We start from the raw sequence: 15,729 nt of genomic DNA, 5'->3' as shown, positions 1-15,729 counted from the left end.
TTTCCTCCCACCGCTGTCACGGGCGATCGTTCAGCACAAAGGCGGGAAGTGGCGATCCGACCCACTTCTGGGAAAGTGCTTCTAGTTCCCCGTTGCTTTTCATCTCCGTAATCAAGTCGTTGATGAAGGTGAGGAGTTGGTCGTTGCCTGGCCGGATTGCGATGGCCTGACGCTGCTCGAACGGCAGCTTGAACTTGACGTCGAAACGGCCAGGGTCGCGTTTGTCGATCTGCATGGTCTGGATCGACGAGGTAGCGACCAACTGCGTCTGCCCCGAGAGCAAAGCCTGAACGACGGTCGCGTCATCGTCGAAGCGCCGGATGTTCACATCCGATGGCGCAACGGACACGAGCACGCCGTCCTGTGTCGAGGCGCGAACAAGCGCGACGGACTTTCCGCTCATGTCTTCCGGGGCATTAACTGAGACGTTCTTGTCGCCGAAGACGACCTGCTCGATGCCGGCATAGGCCTGGGTAAATGAAACCTGCTTGGCGCGCTCCGGCGTCACGCCCATCGAGGAGACGATGACGTCGATCTGATTGGACTGCAGGTAGGGGATGCGATTGGGACCACTGACCGGGACGATCTCGATCTTGACGCCGAGCTTGGCGGCCAAAGCCTTGGCAACATCGACGTCGTATCCCACAGGTTCGCCATTGAGATCGATCGAGCCGAATGGCGGGAAGTCCAGCGGAGTGCCGATCTTGACCACACCACGCTGCTTCAGCTCCTCGACGGTTTGGGCTTCCGCGGATTGCACACCTATCATCAGGGCAAGGCACGCCGCGGCGGCCGCAAAGGTCTTCTTGAAGTTCATAGTCTCTCTCCTCCTCTTGAGATCCATGTTTACCTCGCCAATGCTTTGGAAAACTGCCGCTCCATCCGCTTGGCGAAGAGGGACAGTGGCCAGCAAAGGGCGAAATACATCGCGGCGACGACGGAAAAGACCACCATCGGCTGGAATGTCATGTTGTTGACGACTTGGCCGGCGCGGGTAATCTCGATGAAGCCTATGATCGACGCCAGGGAGGTCCCCTTCAGCAGCTGGACCAGAAAGCCAACGGTCGGGGCCACTGCAATGCGCGCTGCCTGGGGCAGGATGACGGATACATTGCGATCCTTGTAACCCAGGCCCAAGGCCCAGCTCGCCTCGAACTGGCCGCGCGGAACTGCCTCGATGCATCCTCGCCAGATCTCGCCGAGGAACGCACTGGCATGCAGCGTGAAAGCTGCGGCGGCGGCAAACCACGGATCGATCTTGAAGCCGAACAGGTTCAGCCCGAAGAAGACCAAAAAAAGCTGCATCAACAGCGGCGTGCCTTGGAACACACGGATAAGTGCGACTGCCGGGTAACGAAGCATAGGCAACGCGGATGTTCTGGCCAATGCCACCACAAGGCCGCCGACCATGCCGCCTGCAAATGCAATGGCGGTCAGGGCAATCGTCCAGCGGAGAGCCAAGAGGATGAACCAGAACTCTTCGAAACCAAACGTGCGGAACATCGACCTACCTCGCCATCGGGTAGTTAAAAGCCCAGCGACCGAACACGCTGAAGATGAAGGAAAGAAAGAGCGAAAGCGCGAAGTAGATCGCCGTCACCACCAGATAGACTTCGAAAGCCGCAAAGGTGTTAAGCTGGATGTTGTTTCCAGCTGCAGCGAGGTCTGTGGCCGAGATCACCGAGACGACGCTGGACGTGAGCATCAGATAGACGAACTGGCTTGTGAGTGCCGGATAGATAGCCCGGATTGCGGGCTTGAAGATCACATACCGGAATACCTGGAATCCCCCTAAGCCTAGCGCCTTCCCGGCTTCAATTTGACCCAGGTTGATGGCCAGGAGCCCGGCGCGAACGATTTCGGCGGAGTAAGCTCCGACATTGACCGACAGCGCGACAAGGGCAGCAGAGTTCGGATCGAACCTCAGGCCCACGGACGGCAGGGCGAAATACACAAAGAAAATCTGGATAAGGAACGGCGTGTTGCGGATCGCTTCGATATAGGCGCTCGCCAGCCAGCGGAGGGGTGCGGCGCCATAGATCTTCGCAGCAGCAACCGGAACTGCGATCAGGCTGCCAAAGACGATGCCGCCAACCGTAAGCTGCATGGTCAACACGGCGCCAATGAGCAGCTGGTCGAAGTTTTCGAAGACGGGCGCGAAGTTGAATGTGTACAAAACGCCTACCGCCCGACGCGTAGGAATGACGGACCGACAAAGCACCGTGATACCTTGGTCCAACAAGGGCTCGAAGTTCTAGCAGTTTTTGCGTAACTTTGGTACAACTCGACAACCTCCCAGTGTCTGCAGCCGCGTCTGGTTGGACCAGATGCGAACCAGATATCTTGATGTCTGAGTTTCTGCAAGGCCTTTGGTCGCATCTTGTTGAAGTTGGTCCAACCACGCGACGTTGATCTGGCCCAACCAGATATGAGTTTGAACAATGAGCAATGCGGCAGAACCTACCCATAAGACACCCGAATTCCCCCATGGTCGCTCGGTCGTTAACCGCCTCGTGGACGATATCCGAGACTTGGTAGAAACCCGGGGACTGCAGGTCGGTGATCCCTTTCCAACCGAACGAGAGCTTTGTGCTTCACTGGGAGCTTCACGAAATACAGTTCGGGAAGCCTTAGTGGTGCTTCGAGCGTTCGGACTGGTGGAGACACGGCCAAAGAGCGGTGCCATCGTAGCGGACGGTCACGCCGAAGCCGTCCGAAGATTGCTGTCTTTCCATCGGGGTCTTGTGTCAGCGGAAGGGTTCCGAGACGTACAGGGCTTTCGACGCATCGTGGAGACCGGCGTCGGCGAGCACATCATCATGCATGCTTCCGACGCAGACCTCGCTGCCCTGGACGCGGTGAACGACCGCATTCTTGGACTGCGTGAACCAGATGACCTCGTGCGCGCCGATTACGAGTTCCACGATGCTCTCGTTGAACTCGGAGGCAATCGAACCGTGCTTGCCACCTATAGGATGCTGCGACCGGTCATCGAAGACATAATGAGGATCGGCAAGTCGGTAAGGACGGTTAAAACTGATGTGCATGCAACCCATGCCGAATTGGTCGATTCATTGCGGCAGCGAGACCGCATCGCCTACACCTACCTGGTCAGCCGTCAAATGAACTACGGGCTTCGGCATCTCTCGCAGCAATCGGGCTCAGAGCCTGAGCGCACCTAGGATAAGCCATTTAGCGACGCAGAAATTCGGTCTGGAGCGGCTACTCCATCCCTCCATCTCCGAAAGCGGACGGTCGGCCACAAGCTACTTGCCGACTATCCCTCCCGGGCGAGCGGTTATAAGGATTCTTATGCAGGCCACGGGGCGCGTCGTTCCCACCATGTGCTGAAACGATTACGTCAGCAGGGGCAACAACTGGGTCCCCTGGCGTTTAATTTCGGCGAGATATGGGGTGTCCGAGAGCACAAAGTATGAGATGCCGAGATCTTCGTACTTGCGCAGCGACCGCGCCACGTCTTCGGCGGAACCAACAAGCCAGGTGGTTCCGGCGCCGCCTCCGCCGAATTTGCCGGGAGCCGTATAAAGATTGTCGTCGAGAACGTCGCCTTGGGCAGCGAGATCCAGAAGACGTTGCTGTCCCACCGCAATCCCGTGACGATGATCCTGCCAACTCCCCGCCGCACCCTCGGCCATCTTGACCACCTTGGCTTCGGCATCGGCCCAGGCCTGTTCAGTGGTGTCACGAACGAGGGTGGTGATCCGCAGCCCGAATTCCAGGGGAGGCAGGTCACGATCGAGCGCTCTGCCGAGCGTTCTCAGCCGCTCGATGCGTTCACGCACGCCATCCAGCGGCTCACCCCAGAACAACTGCACGTCGGCTTCGGTTGCAGAAACTCGCTCGGCGGCCTCCGATGCACCACCGAAATACAGTTTGGGATGACGACGGTCGCCCAGCGGGACAAGCCGCGGCGCGACGGTCGAGTTGGCCACCTGAAAATGCTCGCCGTTGAAGGTCACGTTTTCTTCTGTCCACAGCCTGCGAACGAGCCTCATAAACTCCTTGGTACGCGCATAGCGTTGCGCCTGATCGCCTTCCTGGTCGCCATAGGCGGCAAGTTCATCCGGTCCCGACACGACATTGACGCGCACGCGCCCGCCGCTCAGATGATCGAGCGTTGCGGCGGATGACGCGAAATTCGCCGGCTTCCAGTAGCCGGGCCGAACCGCAATCAATGGCTCGAAGCTGGTGGTGCGGGCGACAAGCGCGGTCGCCAGGGTGAACGTATCGGGACGTCCCCAACCGGTGCCGATCAAGGCGCCTTTCCAGCCATGCTCTTCCAGCGCCTTCGCCTGAGTGGTCAAGGTGTCCAGGCTGTTGTGATCCGGATCGGACGCATCGCCGCGATGGCCGGCTTTTGTATCGTTGGGAATGTACCAGAGGAATTCCGAAGGCTTGCTCATGATCCGTCCCTCACCTGATTTCGCAACCTACCTTCATCAAGCAGGATCCTGACCGTGTTTGCAGCGTTGCGGCGCATCTCCACGGCGGCCTGATCGGAATAAAAGGCGTTGTGCGGCGTGATAACTAGGCGCCCGGCCAGCCAGTCCTCGCGATCGCGCCATGCGGTGAGAAGTGGATGGTCGTCGGGCGGTTCCTTGGCCAGCGTGTCGATCGCAGCGGCAGCCAGATGTCCGCTGCGCAGTGCCGCCTCCAGCGCATCGAAATCGTCCAGCAATTCGCCGCGCGCAGTGTTGACGACAATGGCGCCCGGCTTCAGCCGCGCAAGACCATCGGCATCCAGCAGGCCGAAGGTTTTAGCGTTCGCCGGGCAATGAAGCGTGACGATATCCGACCGGGCAAGCAAAGCCTCCAGGCTTTCCGTCCGCTCATAGCCGATCGCCTTTTCGTGACCCGGCGGCTGGCCGGGATCATAGCCCAGAATATGAAAGCCAAAGGGCTTCAGCCGGTTGACGACCGCCGTGCCGATGCGGCCAACGCCGACGACACCGACCGTGGCCTTATTGGAGCGCGACAGCGGCTTGAGGCTGTGAACCTGCCATCCCGTGCGATAGTTGCGGGCGCGCGCATCGTGTTCCCAAAGTCGGCGATGCAGCGACAGGATCATCGCCATGGCATGATCGGCAACTTCTTCGACGCCGTAGTCCGGATTGTTGGCAAAAGGGATGCCGGCCTTTTCCAGCGCCGCCAGATCGATCTTCTCATAGCCGACGCCGTAGCGCACGACGCCTCGGCAGCGCGAAAGGTGGGCAACGCTTCGTGGTCCGATCTTCGCGCCCCACACCATCAAGGCATCCAGCCGTGCAAGGCGCTCCGGGTCGAACTCGGCTTCGTTTGTGGTGGCAAAGAAGTCGATCGCCACGTCAGGGCCCAGCACGTCGGCTTCGATGTCGGGAACCCCGATCATGTGATCGGTGATACCGACCACATATTTGGTTGTTTGTGTCATGATCGTCGTTTCTCGCAGCGCTAGCGCGTCACGCCCCATTTCGTGACGGTTCGCTTTTCCAGCTGGCGGAACAAAACGTTTTCGACCAGCAGGCCGAACAGGATGACCATGATCAGCCCTGCAAACACGCGGTCGGTGTAAAGCTCGTTGCGGTTCTGGAAGATGTACCAGCCAAGGCCGCCCTTGCCGGACGAGGCACCAAACACGAGCTCAGCCGCAATCAGGGTGCGCCACGCGAACGCCCAGCCGATCTTCAGTCCCGCAATGATGGATGGCAAGGCGGCCGGTACCAGGATCAGGAAGACGTAACGTAGTCCGCGCAGGCCATAGTTGCGACCAGCCATCCGCAATGGTTCCGGCACGCCGGTGAAGCCTGTATACATGTTCAGTGCGAGCGGCCACAGCACCGAATGAACCAGCACGAAGACCAGGCTTCCCTGCCCGAGACCGAACCACAGCAAGGCGAGCGGCAGAAGCGCGATCGGGGGCAGCGGATTGAGCATGGAGGTGAGCGTCGACAGGAGGTCGCGACCGATCTGGGTGGACACGGCCAGCGAGGTGAAAACGAACGCCAGAACGACGCCGGCCGCATAGCCCTTGATCAAAACTTCCAAGGAATTCATTGCCCGGCCCGGAATGACGCCGTTCAAGACATCCTCCCAGAGAGCCTTCATGGCCGCACTGAAGGGTGGCAACAGCAGCGTATTTCCCTGAATCCGCGCCCCGATCTCCCAGATCAACGCAAGACAAATCAGGATCACGCCCTTGCGCAGCCAAGCGTGCTGCCAAAGACGCTGATGCAGCGGCAAAACCTTAATTATCGTGGCTTCGGCGATCGGCTCGAGTGGCCGCTCATATTCGGGTCGAACCGGGGGAGAGAGGCGCGTATCGCTTGCTCGAGCGACGCTCACAGTATCACTCATGGCTCGCTCCATCAGCTCCGGCTTCTTCAAACAAAAGGCCGTGGATGCGGTTCGCGGCCGCCTGGAACGCAGGGCTTCCGCCGCTGGTCAAATCCCATTCATGGCTGTTGATCTCGGCCCGCATCCGACCCGGATGGGGCGACAGGAGAGCGATCCGATTGCCAACGACCAGTGCTTCCTCGATGGAATGGGTCACGAACAGCAGGGTGAAGCGCACCTCTTCCCAGAGCGCCAGAAGCTCTTCCTGCATCTTGCGCCGGGTCAGCGCGTCCAGGGCCGCAAAGGGTTCGTCCATCAGCAGCACACGCGGTTCCATTGCCAGCGCGCGGGCAATCGCCACACGCTGCTTCATGCCGCCGGAAAGCGTGTTGGGATAGGCATCGGCAAAACGGGTCAGGCCGACTTTTTCGATAAAATGCTCCGCACGCTCGGCAGCCTCCTTGCGGCCGAGGTGGCCAGACACTCGCGCGGGAAAGGCGACGTTCTCGCGAACGGTCTTCCACGGCGGCAGTTGGTCAAATTCCTGAAAAACAACGACCCGATCCGGTCCCGGTCCATGAACCGGATGGCCATCCAGCAGAATGCGCCCTTCACGCGGTGCGATGAAGCCACCCACGGCCTTCAACAGGGTGGATTTGCCGCAACCCGACGCGCCGAGCAGGATAAAGCGGTCAGCCTCCCAGACATCGAAGCTGACATTTTGTGTGGCACGCACCACGCGGCCTGGCACCTGGTATTCCAGCGTGACGTTTTCGACGGATAGAAGGGGTGCGGAAAGCGGAAAGCCATTTGTTCCGCCGACGTGCCGGGATGGTGCAGTCATAGCGTCCTTTTCGAGATCGTCGAATATGACGATCCAGGCGCCCTGCCCTCAGCAGTCGCCTGGATCATGAAGCTTGAACTTGGATCGTGTCAGCCGCCGTTCTCGCCATGCGCCTCGGAGAAGAAATAGTCCTTCCAGGAAGCGGCTTGGCTTTTCAGCACGCCGAGTTTGTAAAGCTCCGACGCATAGATGAAGGTGTTTTGCGGGACTATGGTAAAATCGTTCTCGGGATCGTTGATGATTTCGAGAACCAGTTCCGGCGAAAGCTTGGATTGTTGCTGGCGAATAAAAGTATCCGCAGCCTCTTTCTTGTTCGCGTTGATCCATTTTGCCGCCTCACCCAAGGCTCTGTAGAACGCGGCATAGGTCTTGGGATTGTCGTCGTGGAACGCCGTGCTGGAATAAAGGACGTTGAAGGTCGCCGGACCGCCCAGGATATCGTAGGAGCTGATGACTTTGTGCACGGCTTTGTTGCCTTGCAGCGCCTGATAATAAAACGGCGCAGAGGAAAAATGCGAGTTCACTTCCGTGCCGCCGGAAATCAGCGCTGCGGTCGCATCCGGATGCGGCAGGCTGATCGAAATTTCGTCGAGCTTCTGAAAATTCTCTGCTCCGAAAAGCTTGGCCGCCTCGATTTGCAGCGTCCGTGACTGGAAGCCGACACCGGCCGCCGGCACCGCGATCCGGTCCTTGTCACTGAAATCCTTGAGCGTATGGACGTCCGGATTGGTGGTCAGCACATAGTTCGGCAGAGAACCGAGCGCCGCCACCATTTTGACGTCGCCCTTGGTGCGGTCCCACATGGTCAATGCAGGCGGCACACCTGCCGAAACGATGTCGAGATTACCTGCCAACAGCGCCTCGTTCATCGCGGTGGCGCCGGAAATGCTGGCCCATTCGACCGCGATGTCGACGCCAGCTTCCTTGCCGTGCTTTTCAATCAGCTTCTGATCGCGCACGACGTCAAGGATCAGGTAGCCAATGCCGAACTGCTGGGCGATCCTGATCTTGCCCTCCGCAGCCGCCGGTCCCGCCAGCAAAGCCGCTGCGATGCCTATCGCCGCGCCAAGCCCTTTGTGACGCGCGAAGCTCACACCCAATGTCCAAAGGCCAAGTGCCTTCATGAAAGTCTCCAGCGGCTAAATGGAATAAGTCAATCGGATGAAGCCGGTGCCTCCTGAGGAAGTCCCGGATAATCTGCATCGTCCCCAAAGGCGGTCCGACTGGATACAAAGCTAGATTTCGCAGCTAAATGCATCAACACAGCCAAGTTCTAATCTGCCGGCCGGATTGAGAGCATAATTGCTCGGCTGCCGCCCAATCGCGAAAATCTCCACACGATCTGCGCTCCGGGGCCAACGGAGATGCTCAAGGCGGACAGCGTCTCAGCCAGATTACATGACCCTTCGCCGATCAGCTTTACACACAGGCTGGGAAAGTCGCACCGGGCGACGTTGACTTGTTTTTAGACATAGTCTCATCTTGCTCATTGGGTGGGCGGATCAACGATGGGGCACCGAAAATGGCGGACTCTTCCTTGCGAGGGCAGCGCTCGTCGCATGATGGCCGCGCGAGCCAACGCGGCGTGGTCCGACAGGTCCTTGATGGTCTTTACCTCGGTGCGGGCTGGCTCGCGGCTTTGTTCATCTTTGCTATCTTTGCTTTGATGATGGGCTTGTCGCTTGGCCGCGTGGTCGGCCTGGACATCCCGGCCGGCGATGATTTCGCCTCCTGGAGCATGGCCGCGGCCTCGTTCCTTGGGATTGCCCACACATTCCGGTCCGGCGAAATCATTCGTGTCGGGCTGCTCGTCGACAGGCTGACGGGACGCGTTCGCCGTATCGTGGAACTCGGCTGCCTTATCTTCGGTACGCTGATCGCATTCTATTTCGCCTGGTACGCTACGGAAATGACGATCTTTTCCTGGCGGTTCAACGATCTCGCGCAGGGCGTCGTGGCGCTGCCGCTTTGGATCCCCCAGCTCGGCTTTTGCGGCGGGCTGATCCTGTTTGCCATCGCGCTTCTGGATGAAACGCTCCATGTCGCACGCGGCGGCATTCCCCATTACGACAAACCGCCACCGGCGACGGCAGAAGAAGCGATCGAGCGCGCGATCCAGAGCGGAGCGTAAATCGGAATGGATGCGCTTCAACTCGTCGAAATCGCCGGCCTCATCCTCGTTGCGATGCTTCTCCTTCTGGCCGGCGGCCTTTGGATCGGCTTGGCACTGCTGGCCTGCGGCTGGCTCACTATGCAGTTCGTGTCCGGCGGCATACCGATTGGTTCGGTGCTTGCCACGAATGCATGGAGCAACAGCGCGTCCTGGACCTTGGCAGCCCTGCCGCTCTTCGTCTGGATGGGCGAAATCCTGTTTCGCACCAAGCTGTCCGAGGAGCTGTTTCGCGGGCTCGCCCCGTGGCTTGGCTGGCTTCCCGGTCGCCTCATGCATGTCAATGTCATCGGCTGCGGCGTGTTCGGCTCGATTTCCGGCTCGTCGGCGGCCACTACCGCCATGGTTGCCAAGATCGCGCTGCCCGAACTGAAGAAGCGCGGTTACGACGAGATGGTGAGCCTCGGTTCGCTGGCAGGGGCCGGAACCCTCGGCATCCTGATCCCGCCCTCGATCACCATGGTCGTGTATGCGGTGGCGGCGAATGTCTCGATCATCCAGATCTTTCTCGCCGGCTTCTTGCCCAGCCTGATCGTGATGGGGCTTTATTCCGGCTACATTGCCGTATGGTCGCTTCTGCACCCGGAGAAAATGCCGCCCAAACCGCCGAAGATGAGCTTTCGTGAAAAGCTCAAGGAGTCGGCGAACCTCATTCCCGTAACGCTCCTCATCATCCTCGTCTTCGCGACACTTCTTTCCGGCGTGGCGTCGGCAACGGAATGCGCGGCATGGGGCGTGGCTGGTTCGCTCGCCATCGCTGCCTGGTCGCGCAATCTCACGGCTCGCGCCTTCTATGACAGCATCATGGGTGCCATGCGGTTGACCACGATGATCATGCTGATCCTGACGGGCGCCGGCTTCATGTCCATCGCCATGGGATATACCGGCATTCCAAACGCGCTGGCGACCTGGGTCGACGGGCTGAACCTGTCGCCCTACGCGCTGATTGCCGTGCTCCTTGTGATGTACATCCTGCTAGGCACCGCCCTGGATGGTCTTTCGATGATCGTGCTGACCACGGTGGTCGTGCTTCCCATGGTTCAGCAGGCGGGTTTCGACCTCGTTTGGTTTGGCATCTTCCTCGTTCTCGTGGTTGAAATGGCCGAGGTTTCGCCCCCCGTCGGTTTTAACCTCTTCGTGCTGCAAACAATGAGCGGGCGCGACAGCCTGACGGTGGCGAAAGCATCGCTGCCGTTCTTCTTTCTTCTTGTTGTGACGGTTGCGATCATCACGGTCTTTCCAGACATCGTGATGCTGCTGCCACGCCTTGCATTCCCCAACTGACCCTCAACTCGAAAGGATCGCAGATATGCATCGCTTGTTGTCTAAGCTGAGCTTCGCAACGGCAGCCTTCAGCCTTGCCGTCACAGCCGCTTCCGCAGCTGACCAGTGGGTGCTTCCTTCCGCCTATCCGCCGTCCAACTACCATGTCGAGAACCTGTCGCAATTCGCCGAAGAGGTGAACAAGGCGTCGGGCGGAGAGCTGACCATCACGGTCCACCCCAACGCCTCCCTGTTCAAGGCGCCCGATATCAAGCGTGCCGTGCAAACAGGCCAGGCGCAGGCCGGAGAAGTGCTCCTGTCGCTGCACGAGAACGAAAACCCCTTGTTCGGCATCGATGTCGTACCATTCCTGGCAACGAGCCTCGATCAGTCGAAGAAACTCTGGACGGCATCCCGCGACAAGATCGGTCAAGCGCTAGCCAAACAAGGCGTTACACTGCTTTACAGCACGCCATGGCCTGCCCAGGGGATCTTCGTGAAGAAGGAGTTGGCCAGCGTCGAGGACCTGCGGGGTACAAAGTGGCGCGCGTATAATGCCGGCACCTCGCGCATCGCCCAGCTTGTCGGCGCGCAGCCCGTCACGGTTCAGTCGGCAGATCTGCCGCAAGCTTTGGCCACGGGCACAATCGATGCGCTGATGACCTCGAGCGCGACCGGCGTCGATTCCAAGATCTGGGAGTCGTTGGACCGTTATTACGACACGCAGGCGTGGATCCCGCGCAACGTCGTTTTCGTGAACACCGCCTCCTTTGAGGCCCTCGACCCTGCTGTGCAGGAGGCCGTGAAAACGGCTGCACAAGCCGCCGAAACGCGTGGCTGGGAACTCGCCGCCGAAAAAACGAAGTCCTATCTCGATCAAATGACGCAAAATGGGATGAAGGTTGAGAAGCCCTCGCCTACCCTTCAAGAAGGTCTGACGAAGGTCGGCGACCGGTTGCTAGCGGATTGGCTTTCTAAGGCTGGCGATGATGGCAAGGCGGTGGTGGACGCTTATCGCGCCATGTAAGGCCGCGCAGTCAAGAACAAGACACTTCAAGGAATGAAGCCCGAGGATGTTCAAAAACTCGGGCTTGCAGATGGCCGCTATGATTGGCTGGAGCCCCCCAGTTCAAAGCAATCAGTTAATGCCTTTGGACCGTAACCAAATCAATGCCGGCATAAACCTCTTCTTTGTTCATGCTCGAATTTTGTCGGATCCGGCGCCCATCCTTTGCTTGGATCAACGCATGTCGCTGATGCTACGCGTCGAGGTAACGCTCTACCAAACGCGCCCAAAGAGCAGCACCTGTGGTTAAGCTTGCGTCGTTGAAGTCGTATTTGGAGCTGTGCAGGATCTGGGAAGTTTCGCCGTTGCCCAAGCGCAGGAAGCTGCCGGGTTTGTGCTCAAGGAAGTAGGCAAAATCCTCGCTGCCGGGGATAAGGTGGCAGGTCGAGACACCTTCGGTTCCGATCAATTCTTCGGCTACCTGGCGGGCGAAGGCGGTTTCTTTTTCAGCGTTGACGACAACGGGATAGCCGTTTTCGTAATCGACCGTCGCTGTAGCGCCGTGGCCATCCGCCACGCTTTGCGTGAGCTTGCGGATGCGCTGTTCGAGAAACGCCCGTATGGCGGGGTCGAACGAGCGGACGCTCATCGAAATTGTCGCCGTATTCGCGATCACGTTGGAGGCCTCGCCGGCGTGAATCGTGCTGACCGTCACAACGGCGGTCTGGGTCGGATCGATGTTGCGCGACACGATCGACTGCAGCGTCACGACCAGATTGCAGGCGACGAGAACCGGATCCACCGTCAAATGTGGGCGCGACGCATGACCGCCCTTGCCCGTAATGGTGATCGTTACCGTATCTCCGGCTGCCATCATCGGCCCCGAGCGCGTCAGGATGGCGCCCGCAGGCGCGCCGGGATGGTTATGCAGGCCAAAGATCGCATCGATCGGGAAGCGCTCGAACAGCCCGTCGGCTATCATGCGCTGTGCGCCGCTGAAATGACCGGCTTCTTCGGCAGGCTGGAAGATCAGCGTGATGGTGCCGTTGAACCGCTTGGTTCGAGCTAGATATTCGGCAGCGCCAAGTAGCATGGTCGTGTGGCCGTCATGACCGCAGGCATGCATCTTGCCCGGGACCGCGCTGGCGTAAGCCGCGCCGGTATCTTCCTGGATCGGTAGCGCATCCATGTCCGCGCGAATGGCAACGCTTTTCGTGCCCGTGCCGGCGCTCAGCCGGGCGACCACGCCATGACCACCGACATTGCGGGTGACCTCATAGCCCCAGCCTTCCAGCTTGTCGGCGACGTAACGCGCAGTTTCCGCTTCCTCGAAGGAAAGCTCCGGATGAGCATGCAGATAGTGTCGCGTTTCCGCGAGGTCGGCTTCCACATCGTGAAAATCGGACAAGCGGGCATAAAGATTGTCTTGCGATTGCATCGAATATCCAGACTAGGAGCAATTGAGCCCCGCTGTATCAGCCGGGCAAACGAGGCTTACAGGAAGCGCGACAGGAAGGCCTGGGTCCGCGGATGCTGGGGATTGCCGATGACATCCTCCGGCTTACCCATTTCCACGATCTTTCCGCCATCCATGAACACCACCCTGTCCGCTGCTTCGCGGGCAAAGCTGATCTCGTGCGTGACAACGATCATGGTGAGCCCCTGCTTGGACAAATCGCGCATGGTCGCCAGCACTTCACCCACCAGTTCAGGATCCAGCGCGGAAGTCGGCTCGTCGAACAGCATCAGCTTCGGCTTGATCGCCAAAGCGCGCGCAATCGCCACCCGCTGTTGCTGTCCGCCCGACAGTTGGCGAGGATAGGCATCTGCCTTTTCCGACAAACCAACCCGCTCCAGCAGCCGCTTGGCATTCGCCACTGCGTCGGAACGGCTTTCGCCGTGAACACCGACGGGTGCCTCGATGATGTTCTGCAGCACGGTCATGTGCGGGTAGAGATTGAACTGCTGGAACACCATGCCGATCTTTCGCCGCTGGCGGGCAATCGCGTTGTCAGAGAGTTTTTCCAGCCGATCGTTGCGCAGGCGATAACCGATCTGCTCGCCATCGACCTCAATATATCCGCCGTTGATGGCTTCGAGGTGATTGATACAGCGAAGGAAGGTCGATTTGCCCGATCCGGAAGGCCCAAGCACAACCACGACTTCACCCGGCATGATGTCGAGATCGATGCCCTTCAGCACTTCGAGCTTGTCGAAGGCCTTATGAACCTTGCGTGCCCGGACTAAGGGCTTCTGGATGACAGGGGCCGTCAATGGCTTGCCTCCTCTGTGGCCGCGGCGATGGGCTTTGCAGCCGCACCGTTGCGCCGGTCGCTCCGGCCGTAATAGGCTTCGATATAGCTCTGGCCGACATTGAGGATCGAGGTGATCAGCAAGTACCATAGCACTGCAACCAACAGCATCGGGATGATCTCGAAGGTGCGGTTGTAGATCGACTGTACGGAATAAAGCAGGTCAGCCATGGCGATCACGCTGACAAGCGAGGTTGCCTTGATCATGCTGATCAGTTGGTTGCCGGTCGGCGGCACGATGGACCGCATCGCCTGGGGAATGATGATCCGGCGCAAGGCCCGTGCCCGCGTCATCCCGAAGGCTTCAGCCGTTTCAGACTGGCCGCGATCAACCGACAACAGCCCGCCACGAATGATCTCGGCCATATAGGCTGCTTCGTTCAGCGCCAATCCGATAATGGCCGCCGTCATCGGCGTGATGACGGAGTTCGTGTCCCAGCTCGCCAGGGTTGGACCGAACGGGATGGAAAGCGACAGCTGCGGAAACAGCGTCGACATGTTGTACCAGAAAATGAGCTGCACCAGCAGCGGCGTGCCCCGGAAGAACCAGATAAACAAGGAGGCAGCCGAACTCGCCAGCCGGTCGCTGGACAAGCGAGCGATAGCGATCAGCAGGCCGAGGATCACACCAAGCACCATGGCGATGACGGTGAGGCCGAGACTGACGTAAAGGCCGCTGATGACCGTTGGATCGAAGAAATATTGGGCGACAACCGGCCAGCCGAAATTTTCGTTGTTTGCAACGATCCATCCGAAGTTCACGACGATCAGCGCGATAATCAGCCACAGAACGAGGCGCCCTGTTCGAAATGGAGCGTGGGCCTGTGCCACATCGCGAAATTCCGCATCGCCCGAAGGCGATGCGTTGTGGATGGTTGAGCCGCTCATTTTGGCAGCTGACCGCCCAGATTGATGCCCGGCTCCCTGATCATGTTGTTTTCGAGGCCCCACTTCTTCATGATGGTGCCGTAAGTGCCGTTATCGATCAAAGCCTTCATCGCCTCCAAGAGGACAGGCCCCAACGGCGAGCCTTTTGGCACCACGGCACCCTGATACAGCTCCTCAAAGCCGTTTTTTTCGCCGACGCCCGTCAGCTCCATCTGCCCGTTCGCCTGCGATACGAAATAAGTTAGCGGCGCTTGCGAGGAAAAGAAGGCATCGGCGCGCTTGGAGCGAACAGCCAGGATCGAGCTCGGCTGGTCGGTGTAAGACTGGATTGCGATGGCTTCCTTGCCGTCGGTCTTACACTTTTCAGTTTGCGTCTGGATAACGCGTTCTGCTGAGCCGCCGGCCATCACGGCGACACGCTGGCCGCAGGCTGTATCGAGCGAAACGATGCCCTTGGGATTGCCCTTCTGTACCGCGAAGACGACGAACTCCTGAACCCAATCAACGAAGTCGTTGGACTCTTCGCGGCTCTTGAAGTCACCGACAGGACCGAATGCGAACTGGTATCGGCCCGAGTTTACGCCTGCCAGCAAGGCGGGAAGCCCGCCCACCGTTGCATGCTCGATCTTCACGCCGAGGATCTGTCCGAGCGCATCGGTCAGGTCGGCACTTGCACCGGTCATTTCGGTGCCAGTTACGATTTCATAGGGCGGAAACGACCCGTTGTTGACCGAGGTCATCTTGCCTGCTGCCTTGATCTCGTCCGGCAGCTTATCATGCAGTGCCTGATTGACTTCGAGCTTGGCAGCCTGGTCTTGCGACCAAGCTGCGCCGGAGTAAGTGGCGCCGGCCAGTGCCAGAGCGATCAGTGTCTTGTGCAACATCTTTATTCCCCTTTTATTATCAACTGGCG

Annotated in this window: 16 protein-coding genes; 4 read left to right on the top strand and 12 right to left on the bottom strand. The window is 59.2% G+C overall.

Going from position 1 to position 15,729, the window contains the following annotated elements; all coding sequences use genetic code 11:
* Positions 1-16: 16 nt before the first annotated feature.
* Genes IE166_RS15560 through IE166_RS15550 form a run of 3 tightly spaced genes read right to left on the bottom strand, consistent with a single transcriptional unit; the run spans position 17 to position 2,176 of the window.
* On the bottom strand, positions 17-817 hold the full coding sequence (locus IE166_RS15560) for a transporter substrate-binding domain-containing protein (RefSeq protein WP_189505428.1): 801 nt from the start codon (positions 815-817) through the stop codon (positions 17-19).
* A gap of 29 nt (positions 818-846) precedes the next feature.
* A complete protein-coding gene (locus IE166_RS15555; protein WP_189505426.1) occupies positions 847-1,503 on the bottom strand; it encodes an amino acid ABC transporter permease in 657 nt (218 codons plus the stop codon).
* A 4-nt stretch (positions 1,504-1,507) separates the two neighbouring features.
* Positions 1,508-2,176: an amino acid ABC transporter permease gene (locus IE166_RS15550; protein WP_189505424.1), complete on the bottom strand. Its 669-nt coding sequence runs from the start codon at positions 2,174-2,176 to the stop codon at positions 1,508-1,510.
* A 265-nt stretch (positions 2,177-2,441) separates the two neighbouring features.
* On the opposite strand from IE166_RS15550, the gene IE166_RS15545 reads away from it, so the two are divergent.
* The gene (locus IE166_RS15545) at positions 2,442-3,182 is read left to right on the top strand and encodes a FadR/GntR family transcriptional regulator (protein WP_189505422.1); all 741 of its coding nucleotides are present in this window, start codon (positions 2,442-2,444) and stop codon (positions 3,180-3,182) included.
* 174 nt (positions 3,183-3,356) lie between these two features.
* On the opposite strand, the gene IE166_RS15540 is transcribed toward IE166_RS15545, so the two are convergent.
* The 5 genes from IE166_RS15540 to IE166_RS15520 form a co-directional block, all read right to left on the bottom strand.
* Positions 3,357-4,424, bottom strand: coding sequence for an LLM class flavin-dependent oxidoreductase (locus IE166_RS15540; RefSeq protein ID WP_189505421.1), 1,068 nt, complete (start codon positions 4,422-4,424; stop codon positions 3,357-3,359).
* A complete protein-coding gene (locus IE166_RS15535) occupies positions 4,421-5,431 on the bottom strand; it encodes a C-terminal binding protein (protein WP_189505419.1) in 1,011 nt (336 codons plus the stop codon). The genes IE166_RS15540 and IE166_RS15535 overlap by 4 nt, the downstream gene beginning before the upstream one ends.
* Positions 5,432-5,451: 20 nt before the next feature.
* Positions 5,452-6,354, bottom strand: coding sequence for an ABC transporter permease (locus tag IE166_RS15530; protein ID WP_189505416.1), 903 nt, complete (start codon positions 6,352-6,354; stop codon positions 5,452-5,454).
* Positions 6,347-7,177: an ABC transporter ATP-binding protein gene (locus IE166_RS15525; RefSeq protein ID WP_189505414.1), complete on the bottom strand. Its 831-nt coding sequence runs from the start codon at positions 7,175-7,177 to the stop codon at positions 6,347-6,349. The genes IE166_RS15530 and IE166_RS15525 overlap by 8 nt, the downstream gene beginning before the upstream one ends.
* 89 nt (positions 7,178-7,266) lie before the next feature.
* A complete protein-coding gene (locus IE166_RS15520) occupies positions 7,267-8,301 on the bottom strand; it encodes an ABC transporter substrate-binding protein (RefSeq protein WP_189505413.1) in 1,035 nt (344 codons plus the stop codon).
* Between the two features lie 398 nt (positions 8,302-8,699).
* Between IE166_RS15520 and IE166_RS15515 the strand changes: the two genes are divergently transcribed.
* Genes IE166_RS15515 through IE166_RS15505 form a run of 3 tightly spaced genes read left to right on the top strand, consistent with a single transcriptional unit; the run spans position 8,700 to position 11,637 of the window.
* Positions 8,700-9,308: a TRAP transporter small permease gene (locus tag IE166_RS15515; protein ID WP_189505411.1), complete on the top strand. Its 609-nt coding sequence runs from the start codon at positions 8,700-8,702 to the stop codon at positions 9,306-9,308.
* Between the two features lie 6 nt (positions 9,309-9,314).
* Entirely contained in the window at positions 9,315-10,631 is a 1,317-nt protein-coding gene (locus IE166_RS15510; RefSeq protein WP_189505410.1) for a TRAP transporter large permease, read from the top strand.
* 25 nt (positions 10,632-10,656) lie between these two features.
* Positions 10,657-11,637, top strand: coding sequence for a TRAP transporter substrate-binding protein (locus IE166_RS15505; protein ID WP_210312974.1), 981 nt, complete (start codon positions 10,657-10,659; stop codon positions 11,635-11,637).
* A 232-nt stretch (positions 11,638-11,869) separates the two neighbouring features.
* On the opposite strand, the gene IE166_RS15500 is transcribed toward IE166_RS15505, so the two are convergent.
* The 4 genes from IE166_RS15500 to IE166_RS15485 are packed head-to-tail and all read right to left on the bottom strand — an operon-like array spanning position 11,870 to position 15,700.
* A complete protein-coding gene (locus IE166_RS15500) occupies positions 11,870-13,054 on the bottom strand; it encodes a M20 aminoacylase family protein (protein ID WP_189505408.1) in 1,185 nt (394 codons plus the stop codon).
* 56 nt (positions 13,055-13,110) lie between these two features.
* Positions 13,111-13,890 (bottom strand): amino acid ABC transporter ATP-binding protein, encoded by a 780-nt coding sequence (locus IE166_RS15495; protein WP_280514878.1) that lies wholly within the window; start codon positions 13,888-13,890, stop codon positions 13,111-13,113.
* The gene (locus IE166_RS15490) at positions 13,887-14,816 is read right to left on the bottom strand and encodes an amino acid ABC transporter permease (protein ID WP_189505406.1); all 930 of its coding nucleotides are present in this window, start codon (positions 14,814-14,816) and stop codon (positions 13,887-13,889) included. Before IE166_RS15490 ends, IE166_RS15495 begins: the two co-directional genes overlap by 4 nt.
* Positions 14,813-15,700, bottom strand: coding sequence for an ABC transporter substrate-binding protein (locus IE166_RS15485; protein WP_189505404.1), 888 nt, complete (start codon positions 15,698-15,700; stop codon positions 14,813-14,815). Before IE166_RS15485 ends, IE166_RS15490 begins: the two co-directional genes overlap by 4 nt.
* Positions 15,701-15,729 lie beyond the last annotated feature (29 nt).

It is taken from the genome of Tianweitania populi, from assembly GCF_014652875.1.
Classification (GTDB): Bacteria; Pseudomonadota; Alphaproteobacteria; order Rhizobiales; family Rhizobiaceae; genus Tianweitania; species Tianweitania populi.
This window is presented reverse-complemented; position numbering and strand designations above follow the sequence as displayed.